This window comes from Kumtagia sp., from assembly GCF_059502445.1.
On the sequence record NZ_JCACER010000024.1, the window covers coordinates 43,174 to 57,092 of the forward strand.

Below are 13,919 nucleotides of genomic sequence, written 5' to 3' on the forward strand. Positions count from 1 at the left end.
CCGCCGCCGGGCGACCGGCGGCGGCAGCCAAACGGAAAGCGAATTTCGTACGCATGGCTTTCTTGAACAGGACCATTCTGGAGGACCGCGGCGCCGGCATGTCGGAAGCGACCGCCGGTGACTTCTTCGCGCTGCTCAAGCCGCGCGTGATGTCGCTTGTGGTCTTCACCGCCTTCGTCGGAATGGTCGCGGCACCCGTGGCCGTCAATCCCTTCATCGCGCTCACCGCGATCCTTTCGATCGCCATCGGCGCCGGCGCCTCGGGCGCGCTGAACATGTGGTACGACGCCGATATCGACGCGCTGATGCGGCGCACCGCGAGCCGGCCAGTGCCGGCCGGCCGGGTCAAGCCGGGCGAGGCGCTGGCCTTCGGCCTGGTGCTGTCGGTCCTGTCGGTCATGGCGCTGGGCTTCCTCATCGACTGGCTGGCCGCCTCGCTGCTTGCCTTCACCATCTTCTTCTACGCCGTCATCTACACGATGTGGCTGAAGCGCTGGACGCCGCAGAACATCGTCATCGGCGGTGCCGCCGGCGCCTTCCCGCCGGTGATCGGCTGGGCCGCGGCGACGGGCTCGGTCACGCTCGAGCCGGTCATCCTCTTCCTCATCATCTTCCTGTGGACACCGCCGCATTTCTGGGCGCTGGCGCTGTTCAAGGCCGACGAGTACGGCCGCGCCGGCATCCCGATGATGCCGAACGTCGCCGGTGCGGCCTCGACGCGGCGCCAGATATTCGCCTATTCGGTCGTCGTCGCGATCGTCGGCCTGCTGCCCTGGTGGCTGGACTATGCCGGCGCCCCCTATGGCGCGGTTGCCGCGGTGCTGGGCGCGGGCTTCGTCTGGTATGCCTGGAAGGTGCTGCGCATGGCCGACGGCGACCGCGAGATGCGACCGGCGAAGCTGCTGTTCGCCTATTCGCTGCTCTATCTGTTCGCGATCTTCGCCGTCTATCTGGCGGACACCGTCGCCGAACGCGCGTTCGGCCTGCCGGGAGTCTGATTGGTCATGGAAATCGAAACCGTCAAGCCCACCGAGGCGCAGCTCAAGGCCCGCCGCAGCCGCTCGGTCGCGATCGCGCTGGCGCTCGTCGCCTTCGTCGTCGTCGTCTACGCCGTCAGCGTGGTGCGCATGGGTCCGGCCGTCATCGAGCGGAGCTTCTGAGGCATGGCCGAGGCGAAGCCCGTGGATGCGCGCGTCGAGCGGTCGAACCGCATGGTGGCGGCCGTGTGCGTGGCCTTCTTCGCCGGCATGGTCGGCATGGCCTATGCCGCCGTGCCGCTCTACGCGATGTTCTGCCAGATCACCGGCTACGGCGGCACCACCCAGCGCGTCACCCAGTATTCCGACCGGGTGCTCGACCGCACCGTCACCGTGCGCTTCGACGCCAATGTCGCCGGCGGCGTGCCGTGGGACTTCCAGCCGGTGCAGCGCGACGTCACCATGAAGATCGGCGAGACGACGCAGATCGCCTACAAGGCGACCAACCTGTTCGACCGTCCGTCGGCCGGCCGCGCCACCTTCAACGTCACGCCGGAGCTCGCCGGCGCCTATTTCAACAAGGTGGAGTGCTTCTGCTTCACCGACACCACGCTCAACGCGGGCGAAACGATCGACATGCCGGTCGTCTTCTACGTCGATCCGGCGATCGAAGACGTGCCCGAGCTGAAGAACATGAAGACCATCACCCTTTCCTACACCTTCTTCCCGATCGAGCCGGCCGCCCCCAAGGCCGCCGCCGCGACCGGCAAGACGGGCAAAACTGCCGACGAAAAAATCGGGGGCTGAGACATGGCAGACGCGCACGCGAAACCGAACCACGACTACCACATCATCGATCCCAGCCCGTGGCCGTTCCTGGGTTCCGTCGGGGCGCTGATCGCTGCCCTCGGCGGCGTCGCCTGGATGCAGTACCTGAAGGGCGGCAGCCTTCATCTTTTCGGGATGGACTTCGCCAGCGCCCGCTACTTCATCTTCGCCATCGGGCTTCTGGTGATCCTCTACACCATGTATGGCTGGTGGTCGGACACCATCAAGGAAGCGCATGAGGGCCACCACACCCGTGTGGTGTCGCTGCACCTGCGCTACGGCATGATCATGTTCATCGCCTCCGAGGTGATGTTCTTCGTCGCCTGGTTCTGGGCCTTCTTCGACGCCAGCCTGTTCCCCAACGAGGTGCATCAGGTGACGCGCGCCGAGTTCACCGGCGGCGTCTGGCCGCCGAAGGGCATCGAGGTGCTCGATCCCTTCCATCTGCCGCTCTACAACACCATCATCCTGCTGCTGTCGGGCACGACGGTCACCTGGGCGCACCACGCGCTGCTGCATGACGACCGCAAGGGCCTCATCAACGGCCTGGTGCTGACCGTCGGGCTTGGCGTGCTGTTCTCCTTCGTCCAGATCTACGAGTACATGCATGCGCCCTTCGCCTTCGCCGACTCCATCTACGGCGCGACCTTCTTCATGGCGACCGGCTTCCATGGCTTCCACGTCTTCATCGGAACCATCTTCCTGCTGGTCTGCCTGATCCGCGCCATGCGCGGCGACTTCACCTCGAAGCAGCATTTCGGCTTCGAGGCGGCCGCCTGGTACTGGCACTTCGTCGACGTCGTCTGGCTGTTCCTGTTCGCCTGCATCTATGTGTGGGCGTCCTCCGGCGCGCCGATCGCGGCGGGCCACTGACGGCCGGACAGGGTTTCTACAGGGGCGGTCATGGCAGCATGGCCGCCCCTCTGCTTTTCCGGAAGGCCGCGCGTTCCTAAATCCGCCGGATTTGGATCGCTGAGGCAGGTGGCGCGTTCACGCCGCACGCAGGAGACATAGACATGGTCGAGGACAAGGCGCACTGGCCTCCGGTCGACCCTTTCAGCGTCGGGCTGAAGGGGCGCTGCCCGCGCTGCGGCGAAGGCCGTCTGTTCTCCGGCTTCCTGACGGTCGCACCGGCCTGCGGCGTCTGCCGGCTCGACTATTCCTTCGCCGATGCCGGCGACGGTCCGGCCGTCTTCGTCATCCTGATCGTCGGCTTCGTCGTCGTCGGCCTGGCGCTGTGGACGGAGGTCTCCTACGGCCCGCCGCTGTGGCTGCATTTCCTGCTGTGGATTCCGCTGACGATAGCGCTAAGTCTCTCGGCGCTGCGTCTCATCAAGGGCATGCTGATTTCGCTGCAGTATCGCAACAAGGCGGCCGAAGGTCGGCTCGACCGGCCGGAGTAGTGTCATGACGGTCGGCCCGGTTCAAGACGACAGGCCGTTCCCGTGGCTGCTGGTGGCCCTGTCGGCGCTGGCCTTCGCCGCCCTGGTCGCGCTGGGCACCTGGCAGGTGGAACGTCTGCACTGGAAGGAAGGGCTGATCGCCACCATCCACGACCGCATCGCCCAGCCGCCGATCTCGATCGATTCGCTCGAGGCGCGCTATGCCCGCAGCGGCGACGTCGACTACTGGCCGGTGGAGCTGCGCGGTACCTTCCTCAACAGCGGCGAGCGCCATTTCCTGGCGACCCACAAGGGGCAGTCGGGTTTCTATGTCTACACGCCGCTGCGCCTGCCCTACAACCGCTTCGTCTTCGTCAACCGCGGCTTCGTGCCCTATGCGCTGAAGGAGGCGGCCTCGCGGCCGGCGTCGCAGGTCGAGGGCGAGGTGACGGTGAAGGGACTCGGCCGCAATCCGCTGCCGGCAAAACCGTCGTCCATCGTGCCGGACAACGAGCCCTGGAAGAACGTCTTCTACTGGAAGGATCTGAACGCCATGGCGTGGTCGGCCGATTTGCCGCGCCGCGCCGACGTCCTGCCCTTCTTCATCGATGCCGACGGCACGCCCAATCCGGGCGGCCTGCCGATCGGCGGGGTGACGATGATCGACCTGCCCAACAATCACCTGCAATACGCGCTGACCTGGTACGGGCTGGCGGCGGCGCTGGCCGGCGTCACGGCGCTGTGGCTCTACGGCCGGCGCAAGCGTCCGTGACGATTTGCGTAGCGCATCGCTGGTCGGCAGAAGGTCGCGGCCCTTGACAGGGCAGGGGTCGACCCTTCAAGTCGGCGCCTGAAAGCAACCACCCGCCATGCCAGCCCTACCGATCAAACCACCACTCACCATCCGGCTCTGTCAGCCGCGCGGCTTCTGCGCGGGGGTCGACCGCGCCATCCAGATCGTCGTGCTGGCGCTGAAGAAATATGGCGCCCCGGTCTATGTGCGCCACGAGATCGTGCACAACCGCTACGTGGTCGAGGGCCTGCAGCAGCTCGGCGCGGTGTTCATCGAGGAACTCCACGAAATCCCGGCCGAGCATCGCGACGCGCCGGTGGTGTTCTCGGCCCACGGCGTACCGAAATCGGTGCCGGCCGACGCGGTGGCGCGCAATCTCTTCTATCTCGACGCGACCTGCCCGCTGGTATCCAAGGTGCACAAGCAGGCGATGCGCCACCAGCGGCTCGGCCGCCATGTTCTGCTCATCGGCCATGCCGGCCATCCGGAGGTCATCGGCACGATGGGGCAATTGCCGCCCGGTGCCGTCACGCTGATCGAGACGGAAGCCGACATCGACCGGTTCGAGCCGGAGGATGCGTCGGCCCTCGGCTTCGTCACCCAGACGACGCTGTCGGTCGAGGACACGGCTGGGCTGCTCAAGGCGCTGGAGCAGCGCTTTCCCGACCTCAAGGCACCCGCCGCCGAATCGATCTGCTATGCCACCACCAACCGCCAGGAGGCGGTCAAGGAGGCGGCGCCCGGTGCCGACCTCTTCCTCGTCGTAGGCGCCCCCAATTCGTCCAACTCCAAGCGGCTGGTCGAGGTCGCCGAGCGCGCCGGAGCGAAAATGTCGCTGCTGGTGCAGCGCGCCTCGGAAATCCCGTGGGACGAGATCGGCGCGGTCGCCACCGTCGGCCTGTCGGCAGGAGCCTCGGCGCCGGAGATCATCGTCGGCGAGATCATCGACGCCTTCCGCGAGCGTTTCGACGTCAGGCTCGACCTTGCCGTGACGGCGACCGAACTGGAGAACTTTCCGGTGATGCGGGCCCTGCGCGACGTCGAGCTGACAGCGGCCGACATGGCCTTCGTGAACGGCGGCAACTGATGGCGGTCTATACCGACGTTTCGGAAGGCGAGCTGGCAGCGTTCCTCCGCAACTACGCGGTCGGCGACCTGCTGTCCTACAAGGGCATCGCCGAGGGTTCCGAGAACTCGAACTACCTGCTCCACACGACCTCCGGCGCCTATATCCTCACCCTCTACGAGAAGCGGGTGGAGCGGCAGGATTTGCCGTTCTTCCTCGGCCTGATGGACCATCTGGCCAGGAAGGGTATCGTCTGCCCGCTGCCGGTGCACCGCAGGGACGGCGCGCTGGTCGGCGAGTTGGCCGGGCGCGCGGCGGCGCTGATCACCTTCCTTGAAGGCATGTGGATGCGCCGCCCGACCGTTGCGCAATGCCGCGAGGTCGGCAGGGCGCTTGCCGCCATGCACATCGCCGGCGCCGATTTCCCGCTGACGCGGCCGAACGCGCTGCAGATCGACGGCTGGCGAAAGCTGTGGGCCGGCGCCCGCGACCGCGCCGACGGGGTCGAGCCCGGCCTTGTCGCCGAGGTCGACCGCGACTTCGCCGAGCTCGAGCGAAACTGGCCCGAAAACCTGCCTTCAGGCATCATTCATGCCGATCTTTTCCCCGATAATGTGTTCTTCCTTGGCGAAAAACTGTCGGGTCTGATCGATTTTTACTTCGCCTGCAACGACTTCTACGCCTACGATCTCGCCACCTGCCTCAACGCCTGGTGCTTCGAGAAGGATCATTCCTACAACCTCACCAAGAGCACGGCGCTGCTCGCCGGCTACCGCTCGGTGCGGCCGCTGGAGCAGGCGGAGGTCGAAGCACTGCCGCTTCTGGCGCGCGGCTCGGCACTGCGCTTCATGCTGACCAGGCTCTACGACTGGCTGACCATTCCCGACGGCGCCCTGGTGCAGAAGCGCGACCCGCTGGAATTCGTGCGGCGCCTGCGCTTCCACCGCAACATCCGCTCCGCCGCCGAATACGGGTTCTGACATGAAGCAGATCGAGATCTTCACCGACGGCGCCTGCTCGGGCAACCCCGGCCCCGGCGGCTGGGGCGCCATCCTGCGCTTCAACGACACCGTCAAGGAACTGTCGGGCGGCGAGGCGGCCACCACCAACAACCGCATGGAACTGATGGCGGCGATCGAAGGGCTGAACGCCCTGAAAGAGCCCTGCACGGTCGACCTCTATACCGACAGCAACTACGTGCGCGACGGCATCTCCGGCTGGATCCACGGCTGGAAGAAGAACGGCTGGAAGACCGCGTCGAGGCAGCCGGTGAAGAATGCCGAGCTGTGGCAGGCGCTGGACGAGGCGACGCGCCGCCACAAGGTGACGTGGCACTGGGTCAAGGGCCATGCCGGCCATCCGGAGAACGAGCGCGCCGACGAACTCGCCCGCATGGGCATGGCGCCGTTCAAGAAGAAGCCGTTGCGGCCCGCCGATCCGCTGGCCGCAGCTGCGCGGCCGGCGCCGCGAAAGCCGCGGCGCTCGACGCAGAGCTATTGAGGCCGCCGCTTCACCGAATCAGCAACGCCGTGCCGAAAAGGCCGAGGGCGAAGACGGTGTGGGCGACCAGGTTGAGCGCCCGCGCCTGCGTCGGGTTGGGGTGTTTCGAGGCGGCCCAGCCGCCGCCCATGCCGGGCGCCAGCAGGAACCAGCCGGCGCCGACGGTGACGATGCCGAGGATGAAGGCCGGCAGGAAGGTCGGCGCGGCAAGCCAGCCGGACCCGACGAACGCCACCAGGACGATGCCGTAGAGGATGCCGACGGCATAGTGGAACGCCCAGCCAAGCGCCAGCTCATGCTTGTAGGGCGCCGCCTTGCCGATGTCGTCGTGAAAGACCTTGCCGCCGAGGTGCCAGACCCAGCGGCCGACGAGATCCCATTTCGGCAGGCCGAGGCCGAACAGCCGGTTCAGCAGGATCGCCCATATATCCATCAGGGCGGTGGCGCCGATCCCGATCGCCACGGCGCGCCACAGCATGTCGGCCATCAGAGCTGCTCGAGGATCTTTGCCGCGCCCGACTCGCTGACGCCCGACTGGGTCTCGACATTGAGCTGGGTGACTTTGCCGTCGTCGACGATCATCGAGAAGCGCTTGGAGCGCAGGCCCATGCCGTTGGCGCTGAAATCGGCGTCGAGGCCGATCGCCCTGACGAAGTCGCCGCTGCCGTCGGCCAGGAACAGGATCTTGTCCTCCGCGCCGGAGAAGCGCGCCCATGCGGCCATGACGAACTGGTCGTTGACGGCGACGACCGCGATGGTGTCGACGCCGCGCGACAGGATGGCGTCGCGGTTCTCCAGGTAGCCGGGCAGGTGGTTGTTGCTGCAGGTCGGGGTGAAGGCGCCGGGCACGGCGAACAGCACGACCTTCTTGCCCGAGAACACGTCCGCCGTGGTCAGCGTCTTGGCGCCGTCCGCCGTCATGACCTTGAAGCTGGCTTCCGGCAGTTTTTCGCCGACCGTGATCGTCATCCTGTCTCTCCGTCCTCTGGGAAATACCTGGACCGATTACGCGCTAACCGTCGGCTCCGCAATCGGCTCCTTCAGAAATAGGGAAGGATGCCGCTGACGGCGCCGCCCGCGGTCACCAGCGTATAGTGCAGCCCGTCGCCCTCCGGCGGCGTGTCCGGCCGAACGGCGGGGATGGTGAAATAGGTCCGGCCATCCCTCTCGGATTTTTTCGGCTCCTCGAAGGCGTAGCCGTTGTCGGCGGCGACGAAGAGGTCGGCGCCGTCCGCCGATCCGGGAAAATTGGCCTCGACCACGAGATTCTTGCCTTCCATGCCGACCACGCGGACGCCGAAGTCCGGCGTCGCCGGGGCGGGCAGGCCGGCGCGGGCGGAGGAGACCAGCGCCACGTCGTCGGGATTGTCGGGATCGGCGTCGGGGTCGAGCGCCAGCGTCGCCTTCACCGGAACGCAGATGGTCTCGCATATGCCGAGGAAGATGGTGGCGCCGACGGTCGCCGGCAGCGTCGGATCGTCGAGCTGAAAGGTGACGGGAAGTCCAACGGGCCGGCTGTAGCCGGCCCAGGAAAAGGTGCCGTCGTGGTGGCGCTCGGGAGCCGGGAAGTCGAGCGACGCGCCGACGACGTTGCGGCTGGTGGAGATGTCGATCGTCGGCGGCACGCCGGCGGCGCCGGGATCGCGCCAGTAGGTCTTCCAGCCCGGCGACAGCTTTATGTCGAGAACCCCCTGCAGCCGCCCCTCGGCATCCGGCCTGCCGCTGGTCACCAGCCGCACGCTTCCGCCCTCGACCTCGATCCACGGGCTCGACGAGGCGAGCGCGCCACCGCACAGCAGAAACGAAGCGGCGGCCGAGGCCGCCAGTGGGCGGAGCATCTTCATGGCGCGGGTTTGCCGATGCGGCCGGCCATTTGCAATGGCCCGGGTCGTCGCCTCAGGGTCATTTTTACGTGACTCGAATCAGGCCGCCGGCGCTTAGCCTCTGCAAAGCCGTCTTTCAAGCGGGCGAAAAAAACGTTACTTTGGGGCATGGACATCCTGAAGCACAAAGCCTCGGCCAAGCGCGGTTTCCTCGACGGGCATTTCCTGATCGCCATGCCCGGGATGAAGGACGACCGTTTCGCCCGCGCAGTCATCTATGTCTGCGCCCACAGCGAGGAAGGGGCGATGGGGCTTATCATCAACCAGGCCCAGCAGATGCTGTTTCCCGACCTGCTCGTCCAGCTCGGCCTGATGGACGAGCGCGAGGCGATCAGACTGCCCGATTCCGCGCGCAATTTCGTCGTGCGCAACGGCGGGCCGGTCGATCGCAGCCGCGGCTTCGTGCTGCACACCGGCGATTATCGGGTCGAATCCTCGCTGCCGGTGTCGCAGGACATCTGTCTTACGGCCACCATCGACATATTGCGCGCCATCTCGAAGGGAAGGGGGCCGAGACAGGCGCTGATGGCGCTCGGCTATTCCGGCTGGGGCGCCGGCCAGCTCGAAAGGGAGATTCAGGAGAACGGCTGGCTGACCTGCCCGGCCGGTCCGGATCTCCTGTTCGATGCCGACATGGACCGGAAATACGACCGTGTGATCGCCTCGCTCGGCATCGACCTCGCGCATCTCAGCCCGGTCGCCGGTCACGCCTGAACGGCCGGGTACTGCTCCTTCAGCATCTTCAGCGCCGCATCGGCCGGCATCGGCGCGCCGAACATGTAGCTCTGCACGAACTCGCAGCCCATCTGCCTGAGCTCCAGCGCGTCGCGTTCGTCCGAAATGCCTTCCGCCACCACCGCCATGCCGAGCTCGTGCGCCATGCTGACCATGGACTTCAGCAGCACCGCGCGCTTGGGGGAGGGGTCCTCCAGGAAGCTCTTGTCGATCTTGATCGTGTCGAACGGGAAGCGGGTGAGATAGGAGAGCGACGAATAGCCGGTGCCGAAATCGTCGATCGACAGGCCGATGCCGAGCTTCTTCAGCTTTGCGAGCACGTGCGCGCTCTGCTCGGGATTGTCCATCACCAGCGACTCGGTGAGCTCCAGGCGGAAGCAGATCGGCTTGATGTTGGCGCGTGCCACCACCGAGCGCACGTCGCTGACGAGGTCGCGGCGCAGAAGCTGCCGGCTTGACAGGTTGACCGAGACCGACAGCGGCGTCTCGCCGATCTGCGTCTGCCAGGACGCCAGGTCCTCCGCGGCCCGCTGCATGGCGAACAGGCCGAGCTGGACGATCAGCCCGCTGTTTTCGGCGACCGGGATGAAGTCGGAGGGCGGGATGGCGCCGCGGCGCGGATGCTCCCATCTGAGCAGCGCCTCGAAGCCGGCGACGGAACGGTCCTCCAGCCGCACGATCGGCTGGTAGACGAGCGTCAGCTCCTTGCGCTCGACGGCACGGTGCAGGTCGGATTCGAGCTGCAGCCGATCGGTTCCGACGGAGCGGAAGGCCGGGCGGAACGGCTCGATACGGTCGCCGCCGAAACGCTTCGCCTGCTGCATGGCGAGCTCGGCGTCCTTGACCATGTCGGCAGCGGTGCCTTGTGTCGTCGTCCAGGTGACGAGGCCGACCGAGGCGGTGAGGATGATCTCGCGCTTCGCGAAGTTCACGGGCGTGCGGATCGCCTGCTTGATCGAATCGGCGAAGGCGGCGATGCGGGCCGGATCCTGCTCGGACAGGAGCATGAAGGCGAACTGGTCGCCGGAGAAGCGCGACAGCGCGTCGGCCGGCTTCAGCAGCCTGTGCAGGCGGCGCGCGATGGTCAGCAGGATGGTGTCGCCGGCGGAGATGCCGAGGCCGTCATTGACCTGCTTGAAGCGGTCGATGTCGATGACGAGCACGGTCGGGCGCACCGTCTCCTCGGTCTTGGCGATGGAGATCACCGTTTCCAGCCGGGTCAGGAACAGCTCGCGGTTGGGCAGGCCGGTGAGATTGTCGTGCACGGCGTCCTGCAGCAGCCGCTCCTCCGACTTCTTCTGCTCGGTGATGTCGACCAGGGTGCCGACGCAGCGGATGACCTCGCCGTCCGATCCCACCACCGGCCGCGCCTTGAGGGCGAACCAGTGATAGTGGCCGTCGGCGCCGCGCAGGCGGAAATGCTGCATCACGCGCCCGCGCCGGTGCTCCAGCACCACGTCGAGCGTGGTGCGGAAGCTGTCGCGGTCGTCGGCGTGCAGCACCGGCAGCCAGGTGCGGGCGGGGCCGCCGAGCGCGTTGGGCGAGAGGCCGAGCGGCAGGCTGACATCGGGGCGCGTCGTCACCCGGTCGCGCAGCACGTCCCAGTCCCACACGGTGTCGCCGGATCCGGCGACGGCCAGCGCCTGCCGCTCGAGATCGCTGAACAGGCCCTGGTGCAGGGCGCCGCCGGCGAAGGCGTGCTGGATGACGGTGAAGCCGATCAACAGGATGATCAGCACCAGGCCGCCGCCCAGCGCCGGCTGCACGATGTCGTTGTTGAGGACGCCGGTGATCGCCATCCACGACGCCGTCATCCAGGCGAGCACCATGACCCAGCTCGGCACCAGCATAATGGCGCGGTCGTAGCCGCGGAAGCCGAGCATGACGATCAGCCCGAGCCCGACCGCCGCCGTGGCTGCGAAGGAGACGCGCGCCGTGCCGGCCGCGACCGCCGGGTCGACGACGGCGACGCCGGCGATCAGCGCCAGCCCGGCGATCCACAGCAGCGCGCCATAGCTGAAATGGCCGTGCCATCGGTTGAGGTTGAGATAGGCGAACAGGAACACCACGAAGGTGGTCGCCAGCGCCACTTCCGTTCCGGCCCGCCAGATCTGCTGGCTGCCCGGCGTGATCTCGATCACCTCGTTGACGAAGCCGAAATCGACGCAGATATAGGCGAGAACCGCCCAGGAGAGTGCCGCCGTGGCCGGGAACATCGAGGTTCCCTTGACGACGAACAGGATGGTCAGGAACAGCGCCAGCAGGCCGGCGATGCCGATGACGATGCCGCGGTAGAGCGTGTAGGAATTGATGGAGTCCTTGTAGGCGTCGGGCGCCCACAGATAGACCTGCGGCAGGCGCGGCGACGCCAGCTCGGCCACGAAGGTCACCACGGCGCCGGGGTCCAGAGTGACCTGGAAGACGTCGGCGTCCGGGCTGACCTGCCGGTCCAGCGCAAAGCCTTCGCTGGGAGTGATGGCGGCGATGCGGCTCGAGCCGAGATCGGGCCAGAACAGGCCGGAATTCACCAGCCTGAAATGCGGCGCCACGATCAGCTTGTCGATCTGCTGGTCGGTGGTGTTGGCGAGCGCGAAGACGGCCCAGTCGCCCGATGCCGCGTCCTTGGCCTCCACCTCGATGCGCCGCACGATGCCGTCGGGGCCGGGCGCCGTCGAGACCTGGAAGTTCTGGCCCTGGCTGCGATGGATCTCCAGCGCGCCGGAAAGGTCCAGCGCCACGTCGTCGCGCGCGATCTTGATCGGCTCGATGGCATAGCCCGGCGCGACAGCCATCAGGCTGAGCAGCACCGCGCCCAGAAGGGCGATCAGGTATCGGATGGAAAACTGCAACAATCAGTCCTTCAGGGCGGCGCCGCGATCGTCGGCGATCAGGGCGTAGAGATAGTGGTCGTGCCAGATGCCGTTGATCCTGAGATAGGATCGCAGCAGTCCCTCGCGCTGGAATCCGGCTTTTTCAAGCACGCGGATGGATCGTGTGTTGTCGGGAATACAGGCGGCCTCGATGCGGTGCAACCGAAGCGTATCGAAGGCGTAGCCGGCGACAAGGCGCAGCGCCTCGGGCATGTAGCCCTTGCCGGCGTAGCGCTCGCCGATCCAGTAGCCGATCTGGCCGCTCTGCGAGACGCCGTAGCGGACATTGCCTATGGTGATGCCGCCCATCAGCTTGCAGGAGGAGGCCTCGAAGATGAAGAAGCCGACGCCGATGCCCTGGTGGAAGTCCTCGCGGTAGCGGTGGAGCCGCTGGCGCCAGGACGGCCAGTCGAGTTCGTCGCTGGCCCAGCGCGGCTCCCACGGCTCGAGGAAACGGCGGCTTTCGGCGCGCAGCGCCGCCCATTCGCGATAGTCGCCGGAGGCCGGCATGCGCAGGACGACACGTTCACTCTTCAGCGACGGAAAGTCGCGGCGGAAGAAGGGAAGCGCGATCATGCATCAGGACGTCAGACGGCGAGCTTGCCAACCGCGGGGGCGGCGCCGACCAGCGAATCGCGGATCGCCTCGTAGGAGGGCAGGGATCCCACCGGCCCGATGCCCGCCACCGTGGGCAGCGTCGAGAACAGCCGTGCCGACAGGTCGGTCAGTCGCTCCACCGTCAACGCGGAAAGCCGCTCCATCAGCTCTTCCTTGCTGATCGGCCGGCCGAACAGCAGGATCTGCCTGGCGATCTGCGAGGCGCGGCTGGCGGCGCTTTCGGCGGACATGATGAGGCCGGCGCGATACTGGGCGCGCGCGCGGTCGAGCTCGGACTGGTCGATCCGCTCGCCGGTCTTCTGCAACTCCTCGATGATCACCGGCACGAGCCTGGCGATGTCGCCCTGGCCGGTCGCCGCATGCACGCCGAAGATGCCGGTGTCGGAGAAGCCCCAGTGGAACGCGTAGACCGAATAGCAGAGGCCGCGCTTTTCGCGCACCTCCTGGAACAGGCGGGACGACATGCCGCCGCCCAGGATCATCGACAGCACCTGCGAGGCGTAGAAGTCGCGCACGTGATAGGCGCGGCCCTCGAAGCCGAGCACGATCTGCGCATCCATCAGGTCGCGCTCTTCGCGGAAGTCGCCGCCGACATAGTGCGCCGGATGCGGAACGACGCTGCGCGCCTTGGGCCGGAAGCCGCCGAGCTTCTTCTCCACCTCGCGCACGAAGGCGTCGTGTCTCACGTCGCCGGCGGCCACCACCACCATGTCGTCGGCGCCGTACTGCCGCTCCATGAAGGCGTGCAGCTGCCGCGAGGTGAAGGAGCGCACCGTGTCCGGCGTGCCCAGGATCGAGCGGCCGATCGTCTGCTGGCGATACGCGGTCTCGGTGAACTTGTCGAAGACGATGTCGTCCGGCGTGTCGAAGGCCGCGCCGATCTCCTGCAGGATGACGTGCTGCTCGCGCTCTAGCTCGTCGGGGTCGAAGGTCGAGTCCTGCAGGATGTCGGCGAGAATGTCGATGGCGAGCGGCACGTCGCCGCCGAGCACGCGGGCATAGAAGGACGTGGTCTCGACGCTTGTCGCGGCGTTGATCTCGCCGCCGACATTCTCGATGTCCGAGGCGATCTGGAAGGCGCTGCGGCCGCTGGTGCCCTTGAAGGCCATGTGCTCGAGCAGGTGGGCCATGCCGTGCTCTTCGTCGCGCTCGTTGCGGGCGCCGGACTTGACCCAGACGCCCAGGGCGACGGTTTCGATGCTGGGAAGGGTTTCGGTCGCGACTGTCAGGCCGTTCGACAGACGGCTTACCTCAACACCCATCAAGA

The 13,919-nt window shown here is 66.9% G+C and carries 16 protein-coding genes; 10 read left to right on the forward strand and 6 right to left on the reverse strand.

Annotation, left to right across the window (positions count from 1 at the left end; translation table 11 throughout):
- The first annotated feature begins 53 nt into the window (after positions 1 to 53).
- The 9 genes from AC5JDC_RS10395 (at position 54) to rnhA (ending at position 6,546) form a co-directional block, all read left to right on the forward strand.
- On the forward strand, positions 54 to 998 hold the full coding sequence (locus AC5JDC_RS10395) for a heme o synthase (protein ID WP_495841294.1): 945 nt from the start codon (positions 54 to 56) through the stop codon (positions 996 to 998).
- 6 nt (positions 999 to 1,004) lie between these two features.
- Positions 1,005 to 1,160, forward strand: coding sequence for a cytochrome c oxidase system small membrane protein (locus AC5JDC_RS10400; protein WP_165816023.1), 156 nt, complete (start codon positions 1,005 to 1,007; stop codon positions 1,158 to 1,160).
- Positions 1,161 to 1,163: 3 nt separating this feature from the next.
- Positions 1,164 to 1,784 (forward strand): cytochrome c oxidase assembly protein, encoded by a 621-nt coding sequence (locus tag AC5JDC_RS10405; RefSeq protein ID WP_106771606.1) that lies wholly within the window; start codon positions 1,164 to 1,166, stop codon positions 1,782 to 1,784.
- 3 nt (positions 1,785 to 1,787) lie between these two features.
- The gene (locus tag AC5JDC_RS10410; RefSeq protein WP_106771605.1) at positions 1,788 to 2,678 is read left to right on the forward strand and encodes a cytochrome c oxidase subunit 3; all 891 of its coding nucleotides are present in this window, start codon (positions 1,788 to 1,790) and stop codon (positions 2,676 to 2,678) included.
- A 143-nt stretch (positions 2,679 to 2,821) separates the two neighbouring features.
- Positions 2,822 to 3,208, forward strand: coding sequence for a DUF983 domain-containing protein (locus AC5JDC_RS10415; protein WP_495841295.1), 387 nt, complete (start codon positions 2,822 to 2,824; stop codon positions 3,206 to 3,208).
- A 4-nt stretch (positions 3,209 to 3,212) separates the two neighbouring features.
- Positions 3,213 to 3,959, forward strand: coding sequence for an SURF1 family protein (locus tag AC5JDC_RS10420; protein WP_106771604.1), 747 nt, complete (start codon positions 3,213 to 3,215; stop codon positions 3,957 to 3,959).
- A 97-nt stretch (positions 3,960 to 4,056) separates the two neighbouring features.
- Entirely contained in the window at positions 4,057 to 5,067 is a 1,011-nt protein-coding gene (ispH, locus tag AC5JDC_RS10425; RefSeq protein ID WP_106771603.1) for a 4-hydroxy-3-methylbut-2-enyl diphosphate reductase, read from the forward strand.
- On the forward strand, positions 5,067 to 6,026 hold the full coding sequence (locus AC5JDC_RS10430; RefSeq protein WP_495841296.1) for a homoserine kinase: 960 nt from the start codon (positions 5,067 to 5,069) through the stop codon (positions 6,024 to 6,026). Before ispH ends, AC5JDC_RS10430 begins: the two co-directional genes overlap by 1 nt.
- A gap of 1 nt (position 6,027) precedes the next feature.
- Positions 6,028 to 6,546 (forward strand): ribonuclease HI, encoded by a 519-nt coding sequence (rnhA, locus tag AC5JDC_RS10435; protein WP_495841297.1) that lies wholly within the window; start codon positions 6,028 to 6,030, stop codon positions 6,544 to 6,546.
- A gap of 10 nt (positions 6,547 to 6,556) precedes the next feature.
- Here rnhA and AC5JDC_RS10440 read toward each other — a convergent pair whose 3' ends face one another.
- From AC5JDC_RS10440 to AC5JDC_RS10450, 3 genes are all read right to left on the reverse strand, one after another.
- Positions 6,557 to 7,033 (reverse strand): DUF2938 domain-containing protein, encoded by a 477-nt coding sequence (locus AC5JDC_RS10440; protein WP_495841298.1) that lies wholly within the window; start codon positions 7,031 to 7,033, stop codon positions 6,557 to 6,559.
- A complete protein-coding gene (locus AC5JDC_RS10445; RefSeq protein WP_106771599.1) occupies positions 7,033 to 7,515 on the reverse strand; it encodes a peroxiredoxin in 483 nt (160 codons plus the stop codon). The genes AC5JDC_RS10440 and AC5JDC_RS10445 overlap by 1 nt, the downstream gene beginning before the upstream one ends.
- A gap of 71 nt (positions 7,516 to 7,586) precedes the next feature.
- On the reverse strand, positions 7,587 to 8,390 hold the full coding sequence (locus tag AC5JDC_RS10450; RefSeq protein ID WP_495841299.1) for a protein-disulfide reductase DsbD domain-containing protein: 804 nt from the start codon (positions 8,388 to 8,390) through the stop codon (positions 7,587 to 7,589).
- A gap of 147 nt (positions 8,391 to 8,537) precedes the next feature.
- Here AC5JDC_RS10450 and AC5JDC_RS10455 point away from each other — a divergent pair, with 147 nt between their 5' ends.
- Positions 8,538 to 9,143, forward strand: a complete 606-nt coding sequence (locus AC5JDC_RS10455) for a YqgE/AlgH family protein (RefSeq protein WP_106771598.1) — start codon at positions 8,538 to 8,540, stop codon at positions 9,141 to 9,143.
- On the opposite strand, the gene AC5JDC_RS10460 is transcribed toward AC5JDC_RS10455, so the two are convergent.
- From AC5JDC_RS10460 to AC5JDC_RS10470, 3 genes are read right to left on the reverse strand one after another with little or no spacing between them, the layout of a single operon-like run.
- On the reverse strand, positions 9,134 to 11,956 hold the full coding sequence (locus AC5JDC_RS10460) for an EAL domain-containing protein (RefSeq protein ID WP_165816030.1): 2,823 nt from the start codon (positions 11,954 to 11,956) through the stop codon (positions 9,134 to 9,136). The two genes, AC5JDC_RS10455 and AC5JDC_RS10460, sit on opposite strands and share 10 nt — an antisense overlap.
- Before the next feature lie 60 nt (positions 11,957 to 12,016).
- Complete coding sequence (locus AC5JDC_RS10465; protein ID WP_495841300.1) at positions 12,017 to 12,610, reverse strand: GNAT family N-acetyltransferase; 594 nt, start codon at positions 12,608 to 12,610, stop codon at positions 12,017 to 12,019.
- 11 nt (positions 12,611 to 12,621) lie between these two features.
- Positions 12,622 to 13,914: a M16 family metallopeptidase gene (locus AC5JDC_RS10470; RefSeq protein ID WP_495841301.1), complete on the reverse strand. Its 1,293-nt coding sequence runs from the start codon at positions 13,912 to 13,914 to the stop codon at positions 12,622 to 12,624.
- Between the last annotated feature and the right edge of the window lie 5 nt (positions 13,915 to 13,919).

Bases quoted from the DNA above. Each gene is read 5' to 3' on its own strand.
- AC5JDC_RS10395 (WP_495841294.1), top strand. From the start codon at position 54: ATGGCTTTCTTGAACAGGACCATTCTGGAGGACCGCGGCGCCGGCATG.
- AC5JDC_RS10400 (WP_165816023.1), top strand. From the start codon at position 1,005: ATGGAAATCGAAACCGTCAAGCCCACCGAGGCGCAGCTCAAGGCCCGC.
- AC5JDC_RS10405 (WP_106771606.1), top strand. From the start codon at position 1,164: ATGGCCGAGGCGAAGCCCGTGGATGCGCGCGTCGAGCGGTCGAACCGC.
- AC5JDC_RS10410 (WP_106771605.1), top strand. From the start codon at position 1,788: ATGGCAGACGCGCACGCGAAACCGAACCACGACTACCACATCATCGAT.
- AC5JDC_RS10415 (WP_495841295.1), top strand. From the start codon at position 2,822: ATGGTCGAGGACAAGGCGCACTGGCCTCCGGTCGACCCTTTCAGCGTC.
- AC5JDC_RS10420 (WP_106771604.1), top strand. From the start codon at position 3,213: ATGACGGTCGGCCCGGTTCAAGACGACAGGCCGTTCCCGTGGCTGCTG.
- ispH (WP_106771603.1), top strand. From the start codon at position 4,057: ATGCCAGCCCTACCGATCAAACCACCACTCACCATCCGGCTCTGTCAG.
- AC5JDC_RS10430 (WP_495841296.1), top strand. From the start codon at position 5,067: ATGGCGGTCTATACCGACGTTTCGGAAGGCGAGCTGGCAGCGTTCCTC.
- rnhA (WP_495841297.1), top strand. From the start codon at position 6,028: ATGAAGCAGATCGAGATCTTCACCGACGGCGCCTGCTCGGGCAACCCC.
- AC5JDC_RS10440 (WP_495841298.1), bottom strand. From the start codon at position 7,033: ATGGCCGACATGCTGTGGCGCGCCGTGGCGATCGGGATCGGCGCCACC.
- AC5JDC_RS10445 (WP_106771599.1), bottom strand. From the start codon at position 7,515: ATGACGATCACGGTCGGCGAAAAACTGCCGGAAGCCAGCTTCAAGGTC.
- AC5JDC_RS10450 (WP_495841299.1), bottom strand. From the start codon at position 8,390: ATGAAGATGCTCCGCCCACTGGCGGCCTCGGCCGCCGCTTCGTTTCTG.
- AC5JDC_RS10455 (WP_106771598.1), top strand. From the start codon at position 8,538: ATGGACATCCTGAAGCACAAAGCCTCGGCCAAGCGCGGTTTCCTCGAC.
- AC5JDC_RS10460 (WP_165816030.1), bottom strand. From the start codon at position 11,956: ATGGCTGTCGCGCCGGGCTATGCCATCGAGCCGATCAAGATCGCGCGC.
- AC5JDC_RS10465 (WP_495841300.1), bottom strand. From the start codon at position 12,610: ATGATCGCGCTTCCCTTCTTCCGCCGCGACTTTCCGTCGCTGAAGAGT.
- AC5JDC_RS10470 (WP_495841301.1), bottom strand. From the start codon at position 13,914: ATGGGTGTTGAGGTAAGCCGTCTGTCGAACGGCCTGACAGTCGCGACC.